Raw genomic sequence first — 23,151 nt, forward strand, 5'->3', positions numbered from 1 at the left:
AAGCAAGGAGGGATCGCAAAAGCAGATGATTATGCTGACTCTATTTTAATGCGTAGAATTATTTACCTGATGGATGGAAAACATCTGGCTTATCATGCGAACAAAAAAGCAGCTAACGTTCGTTAATTACTCAACTTCGATTTTACTGCAAACGAAAATGACCAGCCGAAGCTGGTCATTGGCAAGTTATGCTGACACCCACATGCAGGCGTTCAATTTTTGGCAATTAAACGTTCCGGTAGCAGGAAGCTAAAGCGGGTGCCTTTACCCAGCGTACTCTCAATTTCGAGGCGGCTATCGTGATGGCTGACCGCATGTTTGACAATCGCCAGCCCCAGACCGCTGCCGCCGGTCTGTCTCGAGCGCGCTTTATCCACCCGATAGAAACGCTCGGTCAGGCGCGGAATATGTTCCGGCGCGATGCCCGGCCCGTTATCTTCGACGCTGAACATTGCCCCGTGCGGCGCTCGCTGCCAGCTTACGGTAATATCCGTTCCCGGCGGCGTATGATTGATCGCGTTATACACCAGGTTGGAAATCGCGCTGCGCAGCTGTTCTTCATTACCCAGCACTTTCAGCGATTCATCAACCGAAAAATGCAGCGCATGCTTCTGCTGGCTTAGCGTTTGCGCTTCGCGCTCAACGACCCGCAGCATCATCGGCACATCGATTTTATCGTTCATCGCCAGGACCGGCGCGGCTTCGATTCGCGACAGCGTCAGCAATTGTTTCACCAGGCCTTCCATTCGCTGAGTTTGCTCGCGCATGGTGTGCAACGCTTTTTCGCGCGTCCCCCCTTCCAGCACCTGCTCCTGCATCATCTCCAGATACCCCTGCAGCACCGTCAGCGGCGTACGCAGCTCATGGCTGACGTTAGCGAAAAAGTTTCTCCGCGCCCCTTCCAGCTGGTGCATCTGCGTAACATCGCGCGCAACCATCAGCAGCTGTTTATCGCTGTAGGGCATCACGCGAATCTCCAGATGGCGGCCGTTATTCAGCACCAGGTTGAGCGGTTTAGAAAAATCCCTGTATTTCAGGTAATTGGCAAATTCAGGATAGCGCAAGAGGTTAAGGATGTTCTGCCCGTTATCGTCAGGCCAGCGTAGATTCAGGATCTGCTGCGCCAGGCCGTTACACCAGAACATCGCGCCTTCTTCGGTGGTCAGCACTACCGCATCCGGCAGAGACTCCGCCCCGCTGCGAAAGCGCTTAATCAGGTTGCCCAGCTCACGGCGACGCTTTTTATTACGCATCTGCATTTGATGCAGTCCGTACAGCAGCGGCTCCCAGCTGCCGCTACCCGGCGGAGGCGTCATGCTGCGGTCAACCCACAGCCACCATGACAGGCGCATCAGATTCCAGAAATGCCAGATAAGAAGACCGGTCACTGCCGCCAATAAAAACCACGGCAGATGACCTAAAAACGCCCCGAGGATCAGGGCCGGGATACAACACAAGAAAAGCTCAAGCGCCAGCCTTTTCCATGACAGCCGTTCCAGCACGGTTCACACTCCTGTCAACATTCAGAATCGGGCGGAGAAACGATATCCCGTACCGCGAACCGTTTGTACCATCCGGTCATGGCCGCTATGTTCCAGCGCTTTGCGCAGACGGCGAATATGCACGTCTACCGTTCTGTCTTCAACATAAACGTTGGTTCCCCAGACGTGATTCAGCAGCTGTTCGCGGCTATAAACCCGTTCCGGGTGGGTCATAAAGAAGTGTAATAATTTAAACTCCGTCGGCCCCATATCCAGCGGATTTTCACCGGTCATGACCCGATGCGAAGAGGGGTCCAGGCTCAGCCCCTGCATTTCAATCACCTCTTCCACCGCCATCGGCGAAATGCGCCGCATCACGGCTTTAATTCGCGCCACCAGCTCTTTCGGGGAAAACGGCTTAGTGATGTAGTCATCGGCGCCGGTCTCCAGACCGCGGACGCGATCTTCCTCTTCGCCGCGGGCGGTGAGCATCACCACGGGAATATCGCGGGTCATCGCTTCACGCTTGAGCTGTTTAATAAACTGCAGACCCGACCCACCCGGCAGCATCCAGTCGAGGAGGATCAAATCCGGCCAGGGTTCATTGAGCTGATTAACCGCGCTGTCAAAATCTTCCGCCTCGACGGGCTGAAAGCCGTTTTGCTCCAGAACAAAGCAAACCATCTCGCGGATTGGAGCTTCATCTTCAACGACCAGAATTCTTCTCGCCATTATTTACCCTGTATTTTTTAGCCATCAGTATAGAAGTGCGCGGCCATTATGCGTCAGATTTATGACAGATTTATGAAAAAAATGACCGCCGGATGAACGCGGATTTCGAATTGTGACGCGGACTTATCGCGCCTGAGAGCAGTGTTGTCCCCGTAATAATTCGGCTTGCTTAAAGGCAGCAAGGGCGTAAGTCCCAAAAAAGAGATAACGATGCGACTGGGTGGGCGCGGGTAGCCAACACATAAGCAACTTGAAGGATGACGGGTATATAATGCCGCTTTCGCTTTTACGCTATGGAACAACTATGCGCATCCTTCATACCTCTGACTGGCATCTTGGGCAAAATTTTTACAGCAAAAGTCGCGCCGCCGAACATCAGGCGTTTCTCGACTGGCTGCTGGCCAGCGCGCAGGAATATGACGTCGATGCCATTATTGTCGCGGGCGATATTTTTGATACTGGCTCCCCGCCGAGCTACGCGCGCGAGCTGTATAACCGGTTTGTCGTTCAGCTGCAGCAAACCGGCTGTCGGCTGGTGGTGCTGGCGGGCAACCATGATTCGGTCGCCACCCTCAACGAGTCGCGAGACATTCTTGCGTTCCTGAAAACCACGGTCGTGGCCAATGCCGGCCACGCCCCCTTTATTCTGCCGCTGCGCGACGGTTCGCCGGGGGCGATTTTTTGCCCGGTGCCGTTCCTGCGCCCGCGTGAACTGGTAACCAGCCAGGCCGGGCACTCCAGCGGCGAAAAGCAGCAGCAGCTCCTGAGCGCCATCAGCGACTATTACCAGCAGCAGTACCAGCAGGCCTGCGAACTGCGCGGCGACCGGGCGCTACCGATTATCGCCAGCGGCCATTTAACCACCGTCGGCGCCAGCAAAAGCGACGCGGTGCGCGAAATCTATATCGGTACGCTGGACGCCTTTCCGGCGAGCCGTTTTCCGCCTGCCGACTATATTGCGCTCGGCCATATTCACCGTGCGCAGGTGGTGGGCGGCTGCGAGCATATCCGCTACAGCGGCTCCCCCATCCCGCTGAGCTTTGATGAAACAGGGAAAAATAAAAGCGTCAATCTGGTCACTTTTACCCACGGGCGTCTGGCGGATGTCACGCCGCTTATCGTTCCCGTCACCCAGCCGCTGGCGGTGCTAAAGGGCGATTTCGCCAGCATTAGCGAGCAGCTAAACCAATGGCAGGATAGCGCCCTGCAGCCCGCAGTGTGGCTGGATATCGAAATCACCAGCGACGAATATATGCATGATATCCAGCGTAAAATTCAGGCGCAGACCGAAACGCTGCCGGTGGAAGTCCTGCTGGTGCGCCGCAGTCGCGCCCAGCGCAACCGCATTCTGGCCGGCGCTCAGCGAGAGACCCTCAGCGAACTGCAGGTGGAGGATGTCTTCGCCCGCCGTCTGGCGCTGGAAACGCTGGAAGCCGCGCAGCAGCAGCGCCTGGAACAGCTTTTTAATGAAACGCTGCATAGCCTGAACGGTGAGGATCGCCTGTGAAAATACTCAGCTTACGCCTGAAAAACCTCAATTCACTGAAAGGTGAATGGAAAATTGATTTCACCGCTGAGCCGTTCGCCAGCAACGGTCTGTTCGCGATTACCGGGCCGACCGGCGCCGGAAAAACCACGCTGCTGGATGCTATCTGCCTCGCGCTCTATCACGAAACCCCGCGCCTGAGCAGCGTGTCGCAATCACAAAACGATCTGATGACCCGCGACACCGCCGAATGTCTGGCGGAAGTGGAGTTCGAAGTCAAAGGCATCGCCTATCGCGCCTTCTGGAGTCAGAACCGGGCGCGAAACCAGCCGGACGGCAACCTGCAGGTGCCGCGCGTCGAGCTGGCGCGCTGCGAGGATGGCAAAATCCTCGCCGATAAGATCAAAGACAAGCTGGAAATGACCGCCTCGCTCACCGGCCTGGACTATGGCCGCTTCACCCGCTCGATGCTGCTATCGCAGGGGCAGTTCGCCGCCTTCCTGAATGCTAAACCGAAAGAGCGCGCCGAGCTGCTGGAAGAGCTGACCGGTACCGAAATTTACGGCCAGATTTCCGCGCAGGTCTTTGAAAAGCATAAGCAGGCCCGCGTCGAGCTGGAGAAAATCCAGGCTCAGGCTTCCGGCGTCCTGCTGCTAAGCGACGACCAGCAGCTGGCGCTACAGCAAAGTTTGCAAGCGCTTACTGATGAAGAAAAACAGAAGGTTAGCGAACAAAGCCGTCTGCAAAATGCCCGTCAGTGGCTGGTACGCCGCGCAGAGCTGACAGCAGAAGATCTGCAGGCGCAGAGCGCGCTACGCGAAGCCCAATCTGCGCTGGAGCAGGCGCAGCCACAGCTGACCGTGCTGCTGAATGCCCAGCCAGCAGAGCACTTACGTCCACAGTGGACGCGTCAGCAGGAACAAACCACCGCGCTGGCGCAAACCCGTCGCCTGAGAGAAGAAGTAAATACTCGCTTACATGAAAGGCTGCGACGGCGAGCGGGGATTCGCCTCGCCGCCCGCCAGCAGTCTGAACGCCTGCAGAGCCACCAGCAAACGCTCTCCGCATGGCTAAAAGAGCATGACCGTTTTCAGCGGTGGGGCAATGCGCTGGCGGGCTGGCGGGCGGCTTTCCAGCAGCAGACTCGCGATACCCAGCAGCAAGCCGCCCTGCAGCAACGTCTGGCGGAAACCCGTCGCAGACTGGCAGACCTGCCGCCCGCCGTGCTGACGCTGGATGCCGAACAGGTCAGCGCCGGGCTGGCGCAGCACGCCGCGGCTCGCGCTCTGCGCCAGCAGCTCTCAGCGCTACATAGTCAACTTCAGCCTCTGGGCCAGCGCCTGATGCAGCTCAACGCCGCCGGGCAGGCCACCAGGCAGGAGCAGGAAAAACTGGAAGCGATGCTGGCTCAGCGCCGTCAGGCTTATAAAGAGAAGAATCAGCAGCTGAGCGATGTGAAAGCCCTGTGCGAAATGGAAGCGCGCATTGCCGGTCTTGAGGCCGAGCGTGCTCGCCTGCAGCCCGGTACCCCATGTCCGCTCTGCGGTTCCGCGCAGCATCCGGCCGTCGCCGAATATCAGGCGCTGGTTCCCGGCGTTAATCAGGCGCGGCGCGATGCGCTGGAGCGCGAAGTTAAACAGCTGGCGGAGGCTGGCGCCCTGGTGCGCGGCGAGCTGGACGCCCTGATTAAGCACCAGCAAAAAGAGGCGGCTGAGAAAGCATCGCTTCTGCAGCAGGAGCAAGCGCTTACATCACGCTGGCAGGAGACGATCGGCGGATTAAATATCGACCTGACGCCAAAGGATGATATTCCGGGCTGGATAAATGCGCAGCAGGAGCATGAACAGCGGCTCTATCAGCATCAGCAGCGTCTGGCCTGGCAGGCTCAGCAGCAGGAGTGCCAGCAGCAGCTTCAGCAGCTACAGCAGGAACAAGAGCAGCGCAGCGCCGCGCTGGCGGCCGAACTGAGCGCCTTTAGCCTGAGCCTACCGGCTGCAGAGCAGACCGCGAGCTGGCTGGCGCTGCGGGAAGAAGAGACCCGCAGCTGGCAGGCCAAACAGAATGAACTGCTCGCCCTGCAGGAACAGCTCCAGCAGCTGACCCCGCTGCTGGAGGCCTTACCGGAAACGGACTTAGCGGCAGAACCCGCGCCGCTCGACGGCTGGCGTCAGGTGCACGATGAATGCCTCGCGATCCAGAGCCAGTGGCAAACTCTGGGGCAGCAGGAGAGCCAGCAGCAGGTTCAGTTGAAAGAGAGCGAAGCGCAGTTCAGCGCAGCGCTGGCCGCCAGCCCCTTCGCGGACCGGCAGGCATTTCTCGCCGCGCTGCTTGATGAGGAAACGCGCCAGCGTCTCGAAAACCTGAAACAGACGCTGGAGAGCAGGCTACAGCAGAATCAGGCGCTGGCGCTACGGGCTCGCGAAGCGCTCGATAACCACAGCCGGCAGCCGCCGGCGGAAATGGACTTCAGCCAGTCTCTTGAGCAGGTGCAGGAACAGCTTCAGCAGCTAACGACGCTGCTGCGGGAAAACAGCGCCCGTCAGGGAGAGATTCGCCAGCAGCTGAAACAGAATGCAGAAAACCAGCAGCGTCAGCACGCTTTACGCCAGCAGATGGAGCGCACTGCGCAGGAAGTGGAAGACTGGGGATGGCTGAACTCGCTTATCGGCTCCAGGGAGGGCGATAAATTCCGTAAATTTGCCCAGGGCCTGACGCTGGATAATCTGGTGTGGCTGGCCAACCACCAGCTTAATCGCCTGCACGGTCGCTATCTGCTGCAACGTAAAGCCAGCGATGCCCTGGAGCTTGAAGTGGTCGACACCTGGCAAGCGGACGCGGTGCGCGACACCCGGACCCTCTCCGGCGGCGAGAGTTTCCTCGTAAGCCTCGCGCTGGCGCTGGCGCTCTCCGACCTGGTGAGCCATAAGACGCGGATAGACTCGTTGTTTCTTGATGAGGGCTTCGGCACGCTGGATAGCGAAACCCTCGATACCGCGCTGGATGCGCTGGACGCGCTCAACGCCAGCGGCAAGATTATCGGCGTCATCAGCCACGTCGAGGCGATGAAAGAGCGCATTCCGGTGCAAATTAAAGTTAAAAAGATCAACGGGCTGGGCTATAGCCGCCTGGATAAAACCTTCGCCGTCGAGTAACTTTCTTCATCCTTTTCATCCCTGATGACCTCCTCCCGACAGGGGGTCATCAATCTCCTCTCAGCTCTCAAATCACGACTCATCTTGATTATGCACGAATTCGCATGATACGTTAACATTACTTTCTAATTCGGTAATTAACAGGCAGCCTCATGCGCGTAAATGTCAATTCATTCTCATGAAACGCTCAATTCGTGCAAATTCGTGCATTTAGCTTTCGCACTGGCAAAGCATGTTACGGGAAAGGATGGCCGCAACTGCATTGCCCTACATTCTCCTGCAACGCATCAAGAAGGTCCTGAAAAATGAAAAAGTTACTTATTTTGATCGCCGGCCCGGTACGCAGCGGTACCCAGAATCGTCCGGAATTAATCGAAGCGAACCTGAACAACATGGCCCAGGTTGCGCTAAGCGTGTACAAAAAAGGTCATATTCCGGTCGTCGGCGAATGGCTGGCTTTGCCCATAGCCAAAGCCGCGGGTTCCACGCAAATTGGCGATGAGATTAGCGAGGAATATCTCTACCCCGTCGCTCACCGCTTAATTAGCCGCTGTGACGCTATTTTACGCCTGCCGGGCGAATCTCGCGGCGCGGATCTGGATATTGAGGAAGGCAAAAAAAGGGGGCTGTCGATTTATTACAGCCTGGAGGAGATCCCGGACCGATAATCCGCAGGGTACCCGCTGCACCGTTCAGGCCGCGCAGCGGGTTGAAGATTACAGCGGCCACAGCCAGGCCGCGCCGCGCACGCCGCTGGAGTCCCCGTGCACCGCCCGGCGAATCGGCGTCTCGCATTCACCGCCGAATACCCACGGTTTTAGCAGATTCGGCACCGTCTGGTAGAGACGATCAACGTTGCTCATTCCCCCGCCAAGCACAATGACGTCCGGATCGAGAATGTTGACCACGTGAGCCAACGACTTCGCCAGCCGCATCTCATAGCGGCTCAGCGCCAGTTCCGCTACCGGGTCCCGCTCGCCGACGCGCTGCATAATCTCGCTGCCCTGTAGCCGCTGACCGCTCAGGCGCTGGTAATCGGTCGCAAAGCCGGTGCCGGAGATAAAGGTTTCGATACAGCCCTGTTTACCGCAGTAGCACGGTACTTCAGCGCGATAGCGCAGTTCATCCTCATCCATCCACGGCAGCGGATTGTGTCCCCACTCGCCCGCCGTGCCGTTGCCGCCAATATGGGCGCGTTCGTTAAGCGCCACGCCTGAACCGCAGCCGGTGCCAATGATGACTGCAAATACCGTTTGCGCCCCGACCGCCGCGCCGTCGACCGCTTCCGACACCGCGAGGCAGTTGGCATCGTTGGCCAGACGCACTTCACGTTGTAGACGCTGGCTAAGGTCTTTATCAAACGGCTGGCCGTTGAGCCACGTTGAGTTGGCATTTTTAACTACGCCGGTATAAGGCGAAATCGAACCGGGGATGCCGACGCCGACCGTGCCGCTCTGCCCGGTAGCCTGCTCGGCCATCTCGACCAGCGAGGCTATCGTCTCTATCGTCTGGCGATAATCACCCCCTGGCGTAGGCAGGCGGTGGCGAAATAGCTGCTCTCCCTGGTCGCTCAGCGCGATGACTTCCGTTTTGGTCCCGCCTAAATCAATCCCAATGCGCACTGTGAATTCCTCTCCCGATTAACAATGCAAGCATAGCGACAATTCGCTATCATGCCCGCTGGATTTAACGACAAAGCCGTGGAAATTATCATGCTGTGGTTCAAAAATTTAATGGTTTATCGTCTCAGCCGCGACATTTCCCTGCGCGCCGAGGAGATGGAAAAACAGCTGGCCGAGCTGACATTTACCCCTTGCGGCAGCCAGGATATGGCCAAAACCGGTTGGGTTCCGCCGATGGGCTCGCACAGTGATGCGCTGACCCATACGGCAAATGGCCAGATAGTTATCTGCGCGCGTAAAGAAGAGAAGATCCTGCCGTCTCCGGTGATCAAACAGGCGCTGGAAGCAAAGATCTTCAAGCTGGAAGCCGAACAGGGCCGTAAGCTGAAAAAAACGGAAAAAGATTCGCTGAAGGATGAAGTGCTTCATTCCCTGCTGCCGCGCGCCTTTAGCCGCTTCAGCCAGACCATGATGTGGATCGATACCGTCAACGGGTTGATCATGGTGGACTGCGCCAGCGCCAAAAAAGCGGAAGATACGCTGGCGCTGCTGCGTAAAACCCTGGGCTCGCTGCCGGTTGTTCCGCTGGCGCTGGAAACCCCGATCGAACTGACGCTGACCGAGTGGGTGCGTTCCGGTACCGTGGCTCAGGGCTTCCAGCTGCTGGATGAAGCCGAGCTGAAAGCGATGCTGGAAGATGGCGGCGTGATCCGCGCGAAAAAACAGGATCTGGTCAGCGATGAGATCGCTGTGCACATTGAGGCTGGTAAGGTGGTGACCAAGCTGGCGCTCGACTGGCAGCAGCGCATTCAGTTCTTAATGTGCGATGATGGTTCGATTAAACGTCTGAAGTTCTGCGACGAGCTTCGGGACCAGAATGAAGATATCGACCGGGAAGATTTCGCTCAGCGCTTTGACGCGGACTTTATTCTGATGACCGGCGAACTGGCCGCGCTGATTCAGAATCTGGTAGAAGGGTTAGGCGGCGAAGCGCAGCGCTAATCGGGTAAATTCCTTCCTGCCTGCGCAGGAAGGAAACGAACATTACAGATAGCGGCACAGATAAGAGGTCGGCTCAGCCACCTGCAAATTAAACTCGCTATTCCCCGGAACGTTGAATACTTCCCCGGCAGCATAGACTTTCCACTCGGTTTCACCCGGCAGAAGAACGTTCAGCGCGCCGCTGACTACGGTCATCTCTTCCGGCTGCGCGGTCCCGAAGGTGTATTCCCCTTCCGCCATAACGCCCACGCTCGCACGACCGGTGCTGCTGCTGGTGAAGCCAATGGATTTTACTTTTCCGTCAAAGTATTCATTGCTTTGAAGCATAAACTCGCCCTTATGATCTTGTGTTGAAGGCACAATATAGGGGGCGCTCCTTGCCCCTGTCACGTAAAATTAACGTGTTACAACAGGTTAAACTAATAGTTCTGCCGCCAGCCGTGAAATCAGTATATTTGACAATAAAACCGGAATATCCAGCGCTTTTTGTAATATATCGCGATGCTGCTGGTGGTAACAAAGACAATCCAGCATTAATACGTCAGCGCCTTGTTCAATCAACTCCCTGCCCGCGGCCAGCAGCTGTTCTTTACTACCGTTAACCGGACTGCAGATAGCATAAAGAGGAGTATGCGTTAACACCTGCCATTTATCCCGCTGCAGCGGCAGCATCTCTTCCACCGGAACAATTACTCCCACCTGATGGCCGTCAACAATCGACGCGACCAGCGGCGGAATGATCCTTTGCGGCTCGAGCAGGATTGCATTATTTGCTTTAAATCCGCTAAAAGGATGGGTACTCATCAGTAAAATAAGGTCGTAATTTTGTTTATCGAGCATCGCAATGACGCTATGTAAATCACGTTCAACTTTCTGCCGCGAGACTTGCGCGATTTGATTATCATTGAGCAAGGTTAACAGCGCTTCATCGCCGGGTTCCACGCAGTAATCGCGCATAACCTCTTCGCGCGCCATTTTGCCTAACAGGCTAATATGATTGATCTGATCTTCCCTGATATGTTCAGTTAAAAGCGGCAACATCTCCGCCACCGGTACCACCCCAATGGTCAAAATTGCCATCGATGCACTACTCATATCATTTACCTTTGTCACAACCGCTGTTTCAAAACAGGCTTCTATTTACGACTTCTGCCCCCTGGTGACCAAAATCAACCGTCGTGAAGCGTAGCAGGTTACGGCTAATATGGAATGTAAAGATTCCAGAAGTGCTTAAAACGCTCCTGAAAATCCGTATCTTAGTTAATCATTAGTACTGTTAATTAATTAAAAATGTGATATATGCCCGGTTACGACTTTTTCAGAGCGAATCCCGGACATTTATTGGGGAATTATGACTTGTCAGGATCTTCGTAACGCCGTTTAGCGTCCAGCGCTTCCTGTTCTGTAGGGTGCTCACTGATAAGCGAGTTAGGCGTCGGATGGTCAGCGCGCAGTTCATACCAGGTCACCGTTTGCCCCTCGGGGCCTTTCTCAACGGCGACAACGCGCGCTTCCCTTGGATATGGAGGTCTGGTCGGCATAGCATTTCCTTTTTTTACCTTAAGAGATTTAAAGTATAGGCGCTGCCGATCCGTTTACCCCAGGTAAAGTCTTAACTGGTATAGGTCTCACCGCAGACGGTCGTCATAATCTGTTCAACGACTTCATCCGGCGGGACGGTCGCGTTGATAATATGATGCGCGGCGGCCCGATACAGCGCTTCCCTCTGTGCCAGCACCTCCCCCACTTCATCGCGGATCGGCTTTCCGGTCAGCGTAGGGCGCTGTTCCGCCTTCGGATAGGCTTCAAGACGACCAATCAGGGCAGAAACCGTGGCCTCAAGATAGATCACGACGCCATTTTCCCGCATAAACTGACGATTGTATTCGCTGAGAATAATGCCGCCGCCGGTAGCGATGATCGTTGCGGGTTGAGCGACGCGTTCCAGCGCCTGCGTTTCCAGAGCGCGAAAGCGTTCCCAGCCTTCCTGCTGAACGATAGTCGCCACGCTGCGTTGTTCATGCTCCTGAAGCTCATGATCCGTATCGGCGAACTGGAAACCGCGAGCTTCCGCCAGCGCATGACCGATCGTCGTTTTACCGCAGCCGCGAGGCCCGACAAGAAAAATTAGCTGTGTCATTACCGAAGACCCCTTGGTTCCGCGTTTTGCGGATAAATGAAAGCGAAAAGAGAAACAATGGTACCGCAAACTTACCCGACGATAACCGTAAAATAAACGTTACACACCATCTGCAAACCCTTTCACCTTAGTAATAGAAAGGACTTTAAATGTAAACTTATCATTGCACGTGGTGTTATGCCAGCTTTACTTTTGTACAAAAGTTATTTTTTGTTCGCAGTCTGGCGTAAACAGTAACACATTTCTGCACAGCTTTACGCAGCCACATATTTACAACATCCGTGCTTCGGAGCGAATCTGAGGCTAATCAATCAGTATGACAGAGGTATGTAGTATGCAATCTGAAGAGCAACGCCTTATCGATGGACTGTTTTCCCGGTTAAAAGAGGCCGAGAGCCGCAGCGCATCGCGCGATTCCAGCGCTGAGGAGCGGATTGCCGGGCACATTAAAGAACAACCGTTCGCCCCTTACTATATGGCGCAAACGATTCTGATTCAGGAAGCGGCAATCAAGCAGCTCAACGAGCGGATTCAGGCGCTGGAAAGTCAGGTCAGCCAGCTGCAGGCCGCGAAGCCGAGCAGCGGTGGCTTTCTCTCTGGTCTGTTTGGTGGCGGTCAGTCTCGCGGTTCCGATCCCATTCCTGGGGCCGAGCAGTATGGTCGCCCTCAGGCCAGCGTCCAGCCTCAGTATGCTCCGCAGACGCAACAGCAGAGCTATGCGCCTCAGGGCGCCCGCAGCGGCGGCGGTTTTATGGCCGGTGCGCTGCAAACGGCGGCGGGCGTTGCGGGCGGGGTGGTGCTGGGAAACATGCTCACCAATATGTTTAGCGGCTCGCATCCGCAGGAGATCGTTAATATCATCGAAGAGAAACCGCAGCCGGATCTCAGCCAGGCGCAGGACAATAGCGTCGCTGACGATACCTTCCGCCAGGATGACAGTCAGTTCCTTGCCGACAACAACGACTATGATGCCGACTTCGACGCCGGTTTTGGCAACGATGATTTCGGCAGCGACGACGACAGCTGGGTTTAACCCTGCTGGCGCTTGACGTCCAGCAGCCATTTCTCCAGCGCGGCGGCAAACTGCTGTCGATCGCGCTGGGATAAGCTATCCGGGCCGCCGGTCTGCACGCCGCTGGCCCGCATCGTTTCCATAAAATCGCGCATCGTGAGGCGTTCGCGTATCGTCGCCTCACTGTAGCGTTCGCCGCGCGGGTTCAGCGCCGCCCCACCCTTCGCCAGCACTTCCGCCGCCAGCGGGATATCGGCGGTAATCACCAGATCCCCCGGTTCACATAAACGTACGATTTCGTTATCCGCCACGTCAAAACCCTGCGCCACGCGCAGCGTGCGAATAAAGCGCGACGGCGGGACGCGCAGCGGCTGGTTAGCGACCAGCGTCAGCGAGATTTGCGTACGCTCGGCGGCGCGGAACAAAATATCTTTAATGACGTTCGGACACGCGTCCGCATCAACCCAAATAGCCATTGCGGCTCCTGTCGATGAAAAAGAGATAACGTATTGTCGCCTGCTTTGGCCTTCCGCGAAAGCAACAAGATGATAAGCTATGTCGCTAACGATAAAACAAACAAGGGGATTGGTGATGGAGAAGAAAATCGGCTTTATCGGCTGCGGCAACATGGGCAAGGCCATTCTCGGCGGCCTGATCGCCAGCGGACAGGTTCAGCCGGGACAAATCTGGGTCTACACCCCGTCGCCGGATAAAGTGGCGGCCCTGCACGACCAGTACGGCATAAATGCGGCGCAAAGCGCGCAGGAAGTGGCTCAGGTAGCGGATATTATCTTTGGCGCCGTTAAGCCGGGCGTGATGGTGAAAGTTCTCAGCGACGTTGCCTCCAGCCTGAATAAAGACTCTCTGGTGGTTTCCATTGCCGCTGGCGTCACCCTCGACCAACTGGCGCGCGCTCTGGGCCACGATCGTAAAATAGTCCGCGCGATGCCCAATACGCCTTCGCTGGTTAATGCGGGCATGACGTCGGTTACGCCAAACGCGCTGGTTAGCGCCGAAGAGACCGCGGATATCCTGACCATCTTCCGTTGCTTTGGCCAGGCGGAAATTATTGCTGAGCCGATGATCCACCCGGTGGTAGGCGTCAGCGGCTCCGCGCCGGCTTACGTCTTTATGTTTATCGAAGCAATGGCTGATGCCGCCGTACTCGGCGGAATGCCGCGCGCTCAGGCATATAAATTCGCAGCTCAGGCGGTGATGGGCTCGGCCAAAATGGTGCTCGAAAGCGGGGAACATCCGGGCGCGCTGAAGGATATGGTGTGCTCGCCGGGCGGCACGACGATCGAGGCCGTGCGCGTGCTGGAAGAGAAGGGTTTCCGTTCCGCCGTTATCGAAGCCATGGCGAAATGCATGGAAAAATCAGAGCAGCTGAGCCGTTCCTGATATCCACATCGGACAGCGGGTGGGGTATCCCTCACCCGCTCATTTTCTACACCTGTTTTTTCAGGCACGCGCTCATAAATTTGCTGCGATCGTCACCTTTCAGCGACTGCTGGGTCGCCTGACCGTTGCACTCGCGCATTTTTAGCTGCTGAGGCGTTAACCCCTTACCGTCCTGGGCCGCGCCCCCTTTCTTCAGGCAGCTGCTCATAAACGTTTTACGCTCATCCCCTTTTAGCGACTTCGCTGATGCTTCTTTATTGCAGACGCTCATCTTTTGCTGCTGGGGGGTCAACTCTTTTTCCGCGGCACTCACCGCTGTCATAAATACCAGGCCAAAAAGTAGGGTCACAAGTAATGTTATTTTCATCGCACCATCCTCTATGAGTGGAACACTGTAAGTCTGGTCGCTGATGGAGAAAAAACCAGCCGGTAACGAAAATTCATCACCGGCGTCCGGTTATTTCAGATTAAGTGCGGCTTTCATGGTGTAAAACAGGTCGGTCTGATCGGTTAAGCCCACCACGTTAGCCGCATGCGGGCCATAGGCGGCGATACGCAGCTGAGTACCGGTATGCTCCATCGACTCTTCTTCAGAGTTGCCGTAGCTCATCACCATCACCGAGCCATCTTTGGTGTTCAGCGCCTGCGTCAGGCCCGGCGCTTTGGTATCGGCGGGGATAATCTGGCTGGCGTGAGCGTGGTCGGCGGTGACGATAACCAGGGTGTTGCCCTCTTTTTTGGCAAATTCCAGCGCCTTCTGTACCGCTTCATCCAGATCGACGGTCTCGCCAATCTGGCCGCACGGATTCGCCGCATGATCCTGTTTATCGATGGAAGCGCCTTCCACCTGCAGGAAGAAGCCTTTCTCATTGCTGCTCAGCAGATCGATGGCTTTTTCAGTCATCTGCGCCAGCGTCGGCACCGATGCATCGCGTTTTGGGTTCGGAGTACAGGTTACTGCCGCCTTATCGATATTACCGTGGTAAGACGCCTTTGGGCCTTCCCAACGCACCGGCATATTGCCTTCCGCGAAGAGACCGAGCAGCGGTTTATCCTGATTTGCCTGGCTAATGGCGGCCAATGAGCTGGCATCGGTAACGATCTGGTAGCCGCGGGCCACCGCCTGCTCGTGCAGCGTTTTGCCCTGCCATTCGCCGGCCGTCGCGCTTTCAGCGAAGGTTTTCGCTCCGCCGCCCAGCGTCACGTCGGGACGCGCGTTCAGCAGCTGTTCGGTAATGGAACCTTTCCCGCCCTTTTCCAGCGCATTGCTGGCGCATTTTTCGCTGGTCACGCTCGGGCCGTAGCATTTACGCGAAGTGACGTGCGCCACCAGCGCAGCCGGCGTCGCGTCCTGCAGTTCCGCCGTTGAGACGTTACCGGTGGCTAAACCCGCCGCTTTCGCCAGCTCAAGGATAGTCTGATGATCTTTTTCATGGATATCGACGCCCAGCGCGCCGTTATAGCTTTTTACGCCGGTGGTCCATGCGGTAGCGGAAGCGGCGGAGTCGGTCACATAATTCGGCTTGCCGGTTTTCTTATCCAGCGAATAGTGGGTGTACTGGCCAGTCAGCGGCAGCGCGTCAATCCCTTTAAAAAATCCGCCCGCCCCTTCTGCATAATTTCGCGCGGCGGTAATTTCAGAATCCCCCATCCCGTCGCCAATCAGCAAAATAATATTTTTAGCCGGTTTATTGATTAACGAAGCGCGCAGCGCCTCGGTCCGATCGCCGCTTAAACGACGCGCGCCGCCCGGCGTGGTGATATCGCCCTGGGCGGCGCGATTTTCCAGAACCGGTGCGGTTGTTGTTTCTGCGTGAATAATCGGGGAGCCCAGCAGAGGTAGCAGGGCAATAAACAGGGCGCTTAATTTCACTTTTATCGTCTCCATGTAAAAAATACTTTAAAAAACAAAACGAGGGAGACTGTATAAAAGCGATGTGACAGTAAAATGACAGCATCCATACCTTGTCACGAAACTAACTACGAGGATGCCGTAACAGCTTTTTTATATATTGCTGCAGTAGCTGGGTATCGCGGTCATCGACCAGCGGGCCGGGGCTGGCCTCGTCGATCGCCTGCTCGATATCGCTGATGAGCGCCTGCTGGGCGTCCTGCGCCATATGGCGCAGCAGAGCAGTGACCACCACTTCCAGCGCCTCGACCTGGGCCGTCAGTTCCTTCGATTCTTCTTCCTTTTGGGCGAGTTTTACCAGTAGCTCAGCAATGAGATTCTTCACAGCGCTTTATCCTTATGCGAGGTCCGTAGTCTGCTATTTATGTCATACATTAGCCGTCGGTTGCCACAATTATTTTTTTAAAATGAATCGGCTCATCCATGAATAACAAGCGAAACGTTTTGCTCTTTACACCCCGCCATCCAGGAAATGACTCAATGACGGATTAATAAGCGACATAACCAAATTTAACAAATAAGAATAAAATGGAATATCGCTATTCTATCGATAACTATAACGTATCGCCATAATATATCTGGTAGGCCAGATTAACGCTGTCCGGCGCGTCTTTTCCGGCCAGACGTGCAATAAGTATTTCGCTCGCAGTTTTACCGATTTCATAACGTGGGGTAATGACGCTGGCGATTTTTTGCAGCCGGGCGCGGCCAATTTCCAGCCCGTGAAAACCGGCAATCGCCATCTCCTGCGGGACGGTTTTTCCCTGAGCCTGGCACTCCAGCAGCACGCCTACCGCCAGATCGTCGTTGGTACAAAAGATCGCATCGATATCCGGCCGCACCTGCTGCATTTGCAGAAACATCTGCCGGCCAAGCGCAACCGAGGAGATGGTGCGCGGCGCCATATGATAGGGCTTCAAACCGTGGGCCGCCAGCGCCAGTTCGGTTCCGTGAAAGCGGCTTAAATCGCGGGGATCGTCCATTGAACCAAAAAAGGCGATCGCCCGTTTACCGCTCTCAAGAAAGGCGTTCGTCATGTCCCACGCCGCCTTTTCGTTATCGAAACCTACCTGGATATCCAGTTGCTGACCGCCAAAATCCATCAGTTCAGCAACAGGAATACCGCTGGCGCGGACGTATTGCACCATGCGATCGCTATGCTGTTTTCCGGTCAAAATCAGCCCGTCAATGTTATAAGAGAGCAGGTTAAGCACCTCGCGCTCTTCACGCTGCGGATCGTATTCGTAGTTGGCAATCAGGGTCTGGTACTGGTGAGCGGAAGTGACGGATTCGATTCCGGCCAGCACATCGGCAAAAATCTGATTGCGAAAAGAGGGAATGAGCACGCCAATCGTTTTGCTGCGGGCATTAAGCAGGATTTCCGGCGCCCGATTAGGAATATAGTTGTTCTCTTCCATGACCTTCGAAATCAGCTCACGGCTGCGCTGGGAGACCTGACCGGGGTCGCGTAAATAACGACTGACCGTCATTTTATTCAACCCCGCCAGGTTGGCGATATCCTGCAATGTCATCCGGTTGTTTTTCATCAGGTTCTCTACGACAAACGACTTATGTCCTTGCATAGAACCTTACCACAGCAGCGGCGGTTTATGTTAACCGGCGACCTTTTTTGCCGTCACCGAGGAGGTGGCGGGTTGTGGGTTAGCGCGCACGTTGTACATCAGCACGACGGAGGACAACAGCGCGATAGCCATAAAGGTATAGGATACCCCCGGTCCGCCGGTAATACCGTTCAGATACCCCACCAGCCACGCGCCAAGGAAAGCGCCGAGCGCGCCGAAGCTGTTGATCAGGCCCATCGATACCCCGGAGACGTTACGCGGCAACAGTTCAGGAATGAGCGCGAAGAACGGGCCATAGGGCGCGTACATGCACGCCGCGGCAATCACCAGCAGCAGGTAAGAGAGCCAGAACGCCTGGTTGCCCACCATCCACGAACCAAAGAAAGCGATAGCGGCAATCAGTAATAATGGCCAAATAAACAGCTTTCGATTCTGAAACTTATCCGACAGCCAGGAAACCGTCAGCATCAGGATGATTGCCGCCAGGTACGGCACCGCCGCCAGCCAGCCCACCGCCACGATATCCATCTGCGCGGCGTTTTTCAGAATTGACGGCATCCACATCATGAAGCCGTACACGCCGATGCTCCACAGCGCATGGACCGCGCAGAGCATAATGACATTGCGCGAGCGCAGCGCTTCACCGTAGTTGCGCACTGGCTTGATATGACTCTGCTCGCTGTCCATCACCTTCTGCAGGGTCTCTTTTTCCTGCTCACTCAGCCAGGAAACCTCGGACGGTTTATCGCGCACCAGAATCCACCAGCATACCGCCCACAGCACCGCCGGAATGCCTTCGATAATAAACATCTCGCGCCAGCCCCACGCCTGAATGAGGTAGCCCGAAACGATCGACATCCACAGCACCGTCACCGGATTTCCGAGGATCAGGAACGTATTGGCGCGTGAACGTTCGGTTTTGGTAAACCAGTTACTGATATAAATCAGCATTGCCGGCATCACCGCCGCCTCGACCACGCCCAGCGTAAAGCGAATCGCCATCAGCATCGGAATATTGCTGACGAACCCGGTCGCCGCCGCGCAAAATCCCCATAAAATAAGACTGAAGAAAATCATTTTTCGCACGCTGCGTTTTACCGCATATATCGCACCGGGCACCTGGAAAAAGAAATAGCCGAGAAAAAATAGTGCGCCAATAAGCGATGCCGTTCCTTTCGTAATCCCTAAATCACTTTCAATTCCCGCCGCAGCGGCAAAACCATAATTTGCGCGGTCAAGGTAGGCCAGACTATAGGTAATAAATATAATCGGCATTAAATACCACCAGCGACGCGCGGGTAATTTCGCGAGCATTTGCATAAGTCATCCTCAGGTGTTGAATACCATCACACGGGTTTAATAATCCGTCCTTCAGGCAGTGCGTGCGCGCATGCGGTTCGAAGGACGTGAAGTGATTCAGACGGCGGCAAGCATCCCGCCATCCACGAATAACAAATGACCGTTAACAAAGTTTGCCGCTGAAGAAGCCAGATACACCGCGGCGCCAATCAGTTCTTCCGGTTTGCCCCAGCGTGCCGCCGGGGTGCGCTGATACAGCCAGGCGGAAAACGCCTCATCGTTGACCAGGGCGGTGGTCATCTCGGTGGCAAAATATCCCGGTGCGATACCGTTAACCTGAATATTGTATTCCGCCAGCTCAACGCACATGCCGCGGGTCAGCATTTTAACCGCCCCTTTCGAGGCCGCATAAGGCGTAATGGTTTTACGCCCCAGCTCGCTCTGCATTGAGCAAATATTAATTATCTTCCCGGCGCGGCGGCCGATCATATATTTCGCCACCTGCTGCGAAACCAGGAAAACGCCCTTCTGGTTGACCTCAATAACGTTATCCCACTCCTCCTCCGGAAACTCGGTAAAAGGGAAACGTCGTTGAATCCCGGCGTTATTAATTAAAATATCAATGGCGCCGACCTCCGCTTCGATGCGGGCTATCGCCTGCTCGACCTGCGTCGCCTGAGTGACATCAAATGCGTACCCTACCGCGCGGAAGCCCTGCGCCACCAGCGCCTGCGCCGCCTGGTCCGCACGAGCCTGAGTCCGATCGTTGATGATGATTTCTGCCCCATACTCCGCAAGGCCGCCGGCCAGCAAATTGCCTATCCCCTGAGCAGACCCGGTGATCAGCGCGCGCTTCCCTGTCAAATCGAATAAATTTCGCATAAAACCTCTTTTTAAGATAACTGTTACGCGTAACTGTATACGCGTAACAGTTAATAATAGAAGAGGATGAGAGGGGAAAATGATCGTTTTGTGATCGGTGATACATTTGAAGCTGAAGGCGGTCGGCGACCGGCATTGACGCTGTGATGTCAATACCGGCGAAGGAGAAGAGAAGGGATTAAGCCGTTGTACGACGGCTGCGACGCAGCATGATGGCCAGCTGCCAGATATTGATCAGGACAATAACCGCCGTCGCGATAAACACCCAGCGGAAGCCGGCCATGGCCGAGACCGATGCGCCGATTAACGGACCGGCCACGTTGCCAAGATACATAAACGACTGGTTATAACCAAAAATCCGCCCGGTCACGCTGTCGCTGCAGTATTTCAGCAGAAGCGTTTGCACCGCCGGCAGCATTGCCCCATCGGCAAAACCGAGCAGAAAACGCAGCACGCCAAGCTGGAATGGGGTTGTGACGAACGACATGGCAAAGAACATCACCACCGCGCAGCATAGCGTCGCCAGCAGGATCCGCGAGGTGCCGATCCTGTCGCCCAGTTTCCCCAGACGGGGAGCCGAAATCAGCGCCGACACGCCCGGTACGGCGGCGATCATGCCGGCAAGAAAGGCGATGTTATTGCTATCCGGCGCCATCGACTTAATAAAGAGCGCCAGAATCGGGCCAATTGAACCATTGCACAGTTGGATCACCAGGGTGGTGAAAAACAGGCTGATTACCAGACCCGGATAAGGCAGCGAGGCAAACACCGCCTTACCGCTCAGCCGCTCCGCCTTACTCATCTGCGGGCGGACGCCCTCTTTGATCAGAAACAGCGTCACCAGGAAACTCACGGTCAGTAAAACAGCAGTGATGATAAAGACCGCGCGCAAACCGACATGGTCAGCCAGGAAACCGCCGAGCAGCGGCCCACCGATCACGCCGCTGATTTGCGCCGTTGAAAGTGTACTCAGCGCCCAGCCGCTACGCTCGCGCGGAACCTGAGACGCCACCAGCGCCATAGCGTTAGGAATATAGCCGGAGGTCAGCCCCATCACCGCACGCAGGATAAACAGTTGCCAGACGTTGGTGGCAAAGGCCTGGAGTAAAATGGCGATGGCCATCCCCAGCGAGGCGCGCAGCAGCATTAGCTTGCGCCCTTTGCGGTCGGCCAGGCTGCCCCACATCGGCGAGACGATCGCTGACACCAGAAAGGTGACGCTGAAGGTCAGCCCAGACCACATGGATAACGCTTCGTGCGAGGTTACGCCGAGTTGAGAAACGTACAGCGGCAAAAAGGGGAGAATTTGGCTGATAGCCAGTCCGGTAAAAAAACAGCCAAACCAGACGGAGATAAGATTAACCTTCCAGGATTCCATAACTACGCGTATTCATTAATTTTTTGGCAATTATTACCTAGCTTAGCAATTTCCCCGATCCGCCGTACTACCAGAGATGCGCCAGAGGTGAGTTTAGTGTTTTATGACACCATATAGCCCTGTTGTGAATGATTTCGTGGTGAAAATCGTGGTGTACAGTGAGTTATGCTTAGAAACAGAAACCCTGGCCGCGCATCCCGAAGTGAAAATGGTTGGTATGGGCCGCGTTATAGTCCGGCCCTAAAGCGTTGCCGTAATAGCGGCAACCGCCGGCCAGTAACGCCTGCAGCCAGGGGTGATACTGCGCATCGGGCCACCCTTTCAGCACGCTGACGCGTCGGCCATCGGACAGACGAAAGCCGCTGACATCCAGCGCCTCCGCGGTAGCGTGCTCACTGCGCCGCGCGTTCTGGCGATGGTAAATATTACGGCAGGCATAGCTGCCAAAATGGTCAATCTGGCGGAGCTCTTGCCCCAGCATCCGGCGAGTCAACGGTTTCGCCTGCTGTTGCAGATATAGCGCGCTGCTCAACGCCAGCGGACAACTGGCAAGAAAGCTGCTGCTGAGCTTCACCGTGCCAAAATCACGCACCCGAACCACATTCTGCAGAGGACACGCTCCTCCGCTATCGGCCACCGGCTGGCTGGAAATGAGCTTCCGCCGGTTGGCCTCCTCAAGCAGGCCAGCGCACTCGGCGGGCGTTAATCGCCGCAGTTTATAGTGGCTGAGGAGTCCCGGGGGGTCTTCCAGGCGCAGCGGCGCGAATGGATTGTACTGTGCGGGAAGATAACGATAGCCGTAATATCCGGCCGCCAGCAGCGCCAACAGAACGATAAGACCTTTTCCTTTCACGCGCCGCCTCCCAATGCTTTACCCGGTGAATATTATGGCAGCCAGGGGGCTCTTTCACATGCTATGTTATGCCCTTTGATGTAATCATGATGGAAGTTGAAATGGCTAAGATGAGGGTTGGGATCGTTTTCGGCGGTAAGTCGGCAGAACATGAAGTGTCGCTTCAGTCAGCGAAAAATATCGTGGAAGCGATCGATAAAACGCGCTTCGACGTAGTTTTGCTGGGGATTGATAAGCAGGGGCAATGGCATATTAACGACGCCAGTAACTATCTGCTCAATCCGCAGGATCCTGCCCATATTGCCCTGCGCCCGTCCGATATTACGCTGGCGCAGATTCCCGGACGCGAGGCGCAGCAGCTGATTAACGTCGATAGCGGCCAGCCGCTGGCGGCCATCGACGTCATCTTCCCGATCGTTCACGGCACTCTTGGCGAAGATGGTTCTCTGCAGGGCATGCTGCGGATGGCCAACCTGCCCTTCGTCGGCTCCGACGTCCTCGGCTCCGCCGCCTGCATGGACAAAGACGTCACCAAACGTCTGCTGCGCGATGCCGGGCTGTCGATTGCCCCTTTTATTACCCTGACCCGCGCTAACAGGAATCAGGTAAGCTTTGCCGAGGTGCAGGCGAAGCTGGGCCTGCCGCTGTTTGTTAAACCGGCGAACCAGGGCTCCTCGGTGGGCGTCAGCAAGGTCAACAGCGAAGAGCAGTATCAGCAGGCCGTCGCCCTGGCCTTCGAATTTGACCATAAAGTGGTGGTTGAACAGGGGATTAAAGGGCGTGAGATCGAGTGCGCGGTATTGGGCAACGATAATCCCGAGGCCAGCACCTGCGGTGAAATCGTCCTCAACAGCGAATTCTACGCCTATGACACCAAGTACATTGACGATCAGGGCGCGAAAGTGGTGGTTCCGGCGGCCATCGACAGCGATGTAAACGATAAAATTCGCGAGATCGCCGTTCGTGCCTATCAGACCCTCGGCTGCAGCGGCATGGCGCGCGTCGATGTGTTCCTGACCGCCGATAACGACGTGGTGATTAACGAAATCAATACGCTGCCGGGTTTCACCAACATCAGCATGTATCCGAAGCTATGGCAGGCCAGCGGCCTGGATTACACCAGCCTGATTAGCCGCCTGATTGAACTGGCGCTGGAGCGTCACGCCGCCGATCGGGCGCTGAAAACATCGATGAATTAATCAAGGTATCGCCCGGT

General features: G+C 55.8%; 23 protein-coding genes. 7 read left to right on the forward strand and 16 right to left on the reverse strand.

Going from position 1 to position 23,151, the window contains the following annotated elements; translation table 11 throughout:
• Positions 1-212: 212 nt before the first annotated feature.
• Positions 213-1,502 carry a phosphate regulon sensor histidine kinase PhoR gene (phoR, locus tag ACSIPU_RS10645; protein ID WP_023329353.1) on the reverse strand — a complete coding sequence of 430 codons (1,290 nt, stop codon included), beginning with the start codon at positions 1,500-1,502 and terminating at the stop codon, positions 213-215.
• Positions 1,503-1,523: 21 nt separating this feature from the next.
• Entirely contained in the window at positions 1,524-2,213 is a 690-nt protein-coding gene (phoB, locus tag ACSIPU_RS10650; RefSeq protein WP_004099401.1) for a phosphate response regulator transcription factor PhoB, read from the reverse strand.
• A gap of 304 nt (positions 2,214-2,517) precedes the next feature.
• Between phoB and sbcD the strand changes: the two genes are divergently transcribed.
• From sbcD to ACSIPU_RS10665, 3 genes are all read left to right on the forward strand, one after another.
• A complete protein-coding gene (gene sbcD / locus ACSIPU_RS10655) occupies positions 2,518-3,720 on the forward strand; it encodes an exonuclease subunit SbcD (protein ID WP_016808642.1) in 1,203 nt (400 codons plus the stop codon).
• Positions 3,717-6,851 (forward strand): exonuclease subunit SbcC, encoded by a 3,135-nt coding sequence (sbcC, locus tag ACSIPU_RS10660; RefSeq protein WP_196557681.1) that lies wholly within the window; start codon positions 3,717-3,719, stop codon positions 6,849-6,851. Before sbcD ends, sbcC begins: the two co-directional genes overlap by 4 nt.
• Positions 6,852-7,156: 305 nt before the next feature.
• Positions 7,157-7,519 (forward strand): NUDIX hydrolase, encoded by a 363-nt coding sequence (locus tag ACSIPU_RS10665; RefSeq protein ID WP_196557679.1) that lies wholly within the window; start codon positions 7,157-7,159, stop codon positions 7,517-7,519.
• A 48-nt stretch (positions 7,520-7,567) separates the two neighbouring features.
• On the opposite strand, the gene mak is transcribed toward ACSIPU_RS10665, so the two are convergent.
• The gene (gene mak / locus ACSIPU_RS10670; RefSeq protein WP_196557677.1) at positions 7,568-8,473 is read right to left on the reverse strand and encodes a fructokinase; all 906 of its coding nucleotides are present in this window, start codon (positions 8,471-8,473) and stop codon (positions 7,568-7,570) included.
• A gap of 90 nt (positions 8,474-8,563) precedes the next feature.
• On the opposite strand from mak, the gene rdgC reads away from it, so the two are divergent.
• Positions 8,564-9,475, forward strand: a complete 912-nt coding sequence (gene rdgC, locus ACSIPU_RS10675; protein WP_004099396.1) for a recombination-associated protein RdgC — start codon at positions 8,564-8,566, stop codon at positions 9,473-9,475.
• Positions 9,476-9,517: 42 nt separating this feature from the next.
• Here rdgC and ppnP read toward each other — a convergent pair whose 3' ends face one another.
• The 4 genes from ppnP to aroL form a co-directional block, all read right to left on the reverse strand.
• On the reverse strand, positions 9,518-9,802 hold the full coding sequence (ppnP, locus tag ACSIPU_RS10680; RefSeq protein WP_004099395.1) for a pyrimidine/purine nucleoside phosphorylase: 285 nt from the start codon (positions 9,800-9,802) through the stop codon (positions 9,518-9,520).
• A gap of 87 nt (positions 9,803-9,889) precedes the next feature.
• Positions 9,890-10,570 carry an AroM family protein gene (locus tag ACSIPU_RS10685; protein ID WP_168217105.1) on the reverse strand — a complete coding sequence of 227 codons (681 nt, stop codon included), beginning with the start codon at positions 10,568-10,570 and terminating at the stop codon, positions 9,890-9,892.
• Between the two features lie 254 nt (positions 10,571-10,824).
• On the reverse strand, positions 10,825-11,016 hold the full coding sequence (locus ACSIPU_RS10690; protein WP_070557159.1) for a YaiA family protein: 192 nt from the start codon (positions 11,014-11,016) through the stop codon (positions 10,825-10,827).
• Positions 11,017-11,087: 71 nt separating this feature from the next.
• Entirely contained in the window at positions 11,088-11,615 is a 528-nt protein-coding gene (gene aroL, locus ACSIPU_RS10695; protein ID WP_004099392.1) for a shikimate kinase AroL, read from the reverse strand.
• 334 nt (positions 11,616-11,949) lie between these two features.
• Here aroL and ACSIPU_RS10700 point away from each other — a divergent pair, with 334 nt between their 5' ends.
• Positions 11,950-12,648, forward strand: coding sequence for a DUF2076 domain-containing protein (locus ACSIPU_RS10700; RefSeq protein ID WP_004099391.1), 699 nt, complete (start codon positions 11,950-11,952; stop codon positions 12,646-12,648).
• Here ACSIPU_RS10700 and ACSIPU_RS10705 read toward each other — a convergent pair.
• Positions 12,645-13,103 (reverse strand): YaiI/YqxD family protein, encoded by a 459-nt coding sequence (locus ACSIPU_RS10705; protein WP_004099390.1) that lies wholly within the window; start codon positions 13,101-13,103, stop codon positions 12,645-12,647. The genes ACSIPU_RS10700 and ACSIPU_RS10705 overlap by 4 nt on opposite strands.
• Before the next feature lie 115 nt (positions 13,104-13,218).
• Here ACSIPU_RS10705 and proC point away from each other — a divergent pair, with 115 nt between their 5' ends.
• Positions 13,219-14,028, forward strand: coding sequence for a pyrroline-5-carboxylate reductase (gene proC, locus ACSIPU_RS10710; RefSeq protein WP_004099389.1), 810 nt, complete (start codon positions 13,219-13,221; stop codon positions 14,026-14,028).
• A 46-nt stretch (positions 14,029-14,074) separates the two neighbouring features.
• On the opposite strand, the gene psiF is transcribed toward proC, so the two are convergent.
• The 8 genes from psiF to ACSIPU_RS10750 all read right to left on the reverse strand — a co-directional run bounded on the left by psiF (position 14,075) and on the right by ACSIPU_RS10750 (position 21,935).
• Complete coding sequence (psiF, locus tag ACSIPU_RS10715; RefSeq protein WP_196557675.1) at positions 14,075-14,395, reverse strand: phosphate starvation-inducible protein PsiF; 321 nt, start codon at positions 14,393-14,395, stop codon at positions 14,075-14,077.
• A 90-nt stretch (positions 14,396-14,485) separates the two neighbouring features.
• Positions 14,486-15,916, reverse strand: a complete 1,431-nt coding sequence (gene phoA, locus ACSIPU_RS10720) for an alkaline phosphatase (protein WP_024273826.1) — start codon at positions 15,914-15,916, stop codon at positions 14,486-14,488.
• Positions 15,917-16,004: 88 nt separating this feature from the next.
• A complete protein-coding gene (gene iraP, locus ACSIPU_RS10725; RefSeq protein WP_004099385.1) occupies positions 16,005-16,265 on the reverse strand; it encodes an anti-adapter protein IraP in 261 nt (86 codons plus the stop codon).
• Between the two features lie 229 nt (positions 16,266-16,494).
• Positions 16,495-17,487, reverse strand: a complete 993-nt coding sequence (idnR, locus tag ACSIPU_RS10730) for a DNA-binding transcriptional regulator IdnR (RefSeq protein WP_004099384.1) — start codon at positions 17,485-17,487, stop codon at positions 16,495-16,497.
• A gap of 66 nt (positions 17,488-17,553) precedes the next feature.
• Positions 17,554-18,843, reverse strand: a complete 1,290-nt coding sequence (locus ACSIPU_RS10735; protein ID WP_004099383.1) for an MFS transporter — start codon at positions 18,841-18,843, stop codon at positions 17,554-17,556.
• 96 nt (positions 18,844-18,939) lie between these two features.
• Positions 18,940-19,704, reverse strand: a complete 765-nt coding sequence (gene idnO, locus ACSIPU_RS10740) for a gluconate 5-dehydrogenase (RefSeq protein WP_004099382.1) — start codon at positions 19,702-19,704, stop codon at positions 18,940-18,942.
• Positions 19,705-19,882: 178 nt separating this feature from the next.
• Complete coding sequence (locus ACSIPU_RS10745) at positions 19,883-21,082, reverse strand: multidrug efflux MFS transporter (protein WP_004099381.1); 1,200 nt, start codon at positions 21,080-21,082, stop codon at positions 19,883-19,885.
• A 169-nt stretch (positions 21,083-21,251) separates the two neighbouring features.
• Entirely contained in the window at positions 21,252-21,935 is a 684-nt protein-coding gene (locus ACSIPU_RS10750) for an extensin-like domain-containing protein (protein ID WP_017146533.1), read from the reverse strand.
• Between the two features lie 101 nt (positions 21,936-22,036).
• On the opposite strand from ACSIPU_RS10750, the gene ddlA reads away from it, so the two are divergent.
• Positions 22,037-23,134, forward strand: coding sequence for a D-alanine--D-alanine ligase (ddlA, locus tag ACSIPU_RS10755; protein WP_196557673.1), 1,098 nt, complete (start codon positions 22,037-22,039; stop codon positions 23,132-23,134).
• Positions 23,135-23,151 lie beyond the last annotated feature (17 nt).

Origin of the sequence: Klebsiella sp. HN106 (assembly GCF_051209435.1) — a bacterium.
Taxonomy (GTDB): Bacteria; Pseudomonadota; Gammaproteobacteria; order Enterobacterales; family Enterobacteriaceae; genus Klebsiella; species Klebsiella oxytoca.

Excerpts from the sequence above, each read along its gene's own strand:
- phoB (WP_004099401.1), bottom strand. The coding sequence starts at position 2,213 with ATGGCGAGAAGAATTCTGGTCGTTGAAGATGAAGCTCCAATCCGCGAG.
- sbcD (WP_016808642.1), top strand. The coding sequence starts at position 2,518 with ATGCGCATCCTTCATACCTCTGACTGGCATCTTGGGCAAAATTTTTAC.
- ACSIPU_RS10665 (WP_196557679.1), top strand. The coding sequence starts at position 7,157 with ATGAAAAAGTTACTTATTTTGATCGCCGGCCCGGTACGCAGCGGTACC.
- rdgC (WP_004099396.1), top strand. The coding sequence starts at position 8,564 with ATGCTGTGGTTCAAAAATTTAATGGTTTATCGTCTCAGCCGCGACATT.
- ppnP (WP_004099395.1), bottom strand. The coding sequence starts at position 9,802 with ATGCTTCAAAGCAATGAATACTTTGACGGAAAAGTAAAATCCATTGGC.
- ACSIPU_RS10685 (WP_168217105.1), bottom strand. The coding sequence starts at position 10,570 with ATGAGTAGTGCATCGATGGCAATTTTGACCATTGGGGTGGTACCGGTG.
- ACSIPU_RS10690 (WP_070557159.1), bottom strand. The coding sequence starts at position 11,016 with ATGCCGACCAGACCTCCATATCCAAGGGAAGCGCGCGTTGTCGCCGTT.
- aroL (WP_004099392.1), bottom strand. The coding sequence starts at position 11,615 with ATGACACAGCTAATTTTTCTTGTCGGGCCTCGCGGCTGCGGTAAAACG.
- ACSIPU_RS10700 (WP_004099391.1), top strand. The coding sequence starts at position 11,950 with ATGCAATCTGAAGAGCAACGCCTTATCGATGGACTGTTTTCCCGGTTA.
- ACSIPU_RS10705 (WP_004099390.1), bottom strand. The coding sequence starts at position 13,103 with ATGGCTATTTGGGTTGATGCGGACGCGTGTCCGAACGTCATTAAAGAT.
- proC (WP_004099389.1), top strand. The coding sequence starts at position 13,219 with ATGGAGAAGAAAATCGGCTTTATCGGCTGCGGCAACATGGGCAAGGCC.
- psiF (WP_196557675.1), bottom strand. The coding sequence starts at position 14,395 with ATGAAAATAACATTACTTGTGACCCTACTTTTTGGCCTGGTATTTATG.
- phoA (WP_024273826.1), bottom strand. The coding sequence starts at position 15,916 with ATGGAGACGATAAAAGTGAAATTAAGCGCCCTGTTTATTGCCCTGCTA.
- idnR (WP_004099384.1), bottom strand. The coding sequence starts at position 17,487 with ATGAAAAACAACCGGATGACATTGCAGGATATCGCCAACCTGGCGGGG.
- ACSIPU_RS10735 (WP_004099383.1), bottom strand. The coding sequence starts at position 18,843 with ATGCAAATGCTCGCGAAATTACCCGCGCGTCGCTGGTGGTATTTAATG.
- idnO (WP_004099382.1), bottom strand. The coding sequence starts at position 19,704 with ATGCGAAATTTATTCGATTTGACAGGGAAGCGCGCGCTGATCACCGGG.
- ACSIPU_RS10745 (WP_004099381.1), bottom strand. The coding sequence starts at position 21,082 with ATGGAATCCTGGAAGGTTAATCTTATCTCCGTCTGGTTTGGCTGTTTT.
- ddlA (WP_196557673.1), top strand. The coding sequence starts at position 22,037 with ATGGCTAAGATGAGGGTTGGGATCGTTTTCGGCGGTAAGTCGGCAGAA.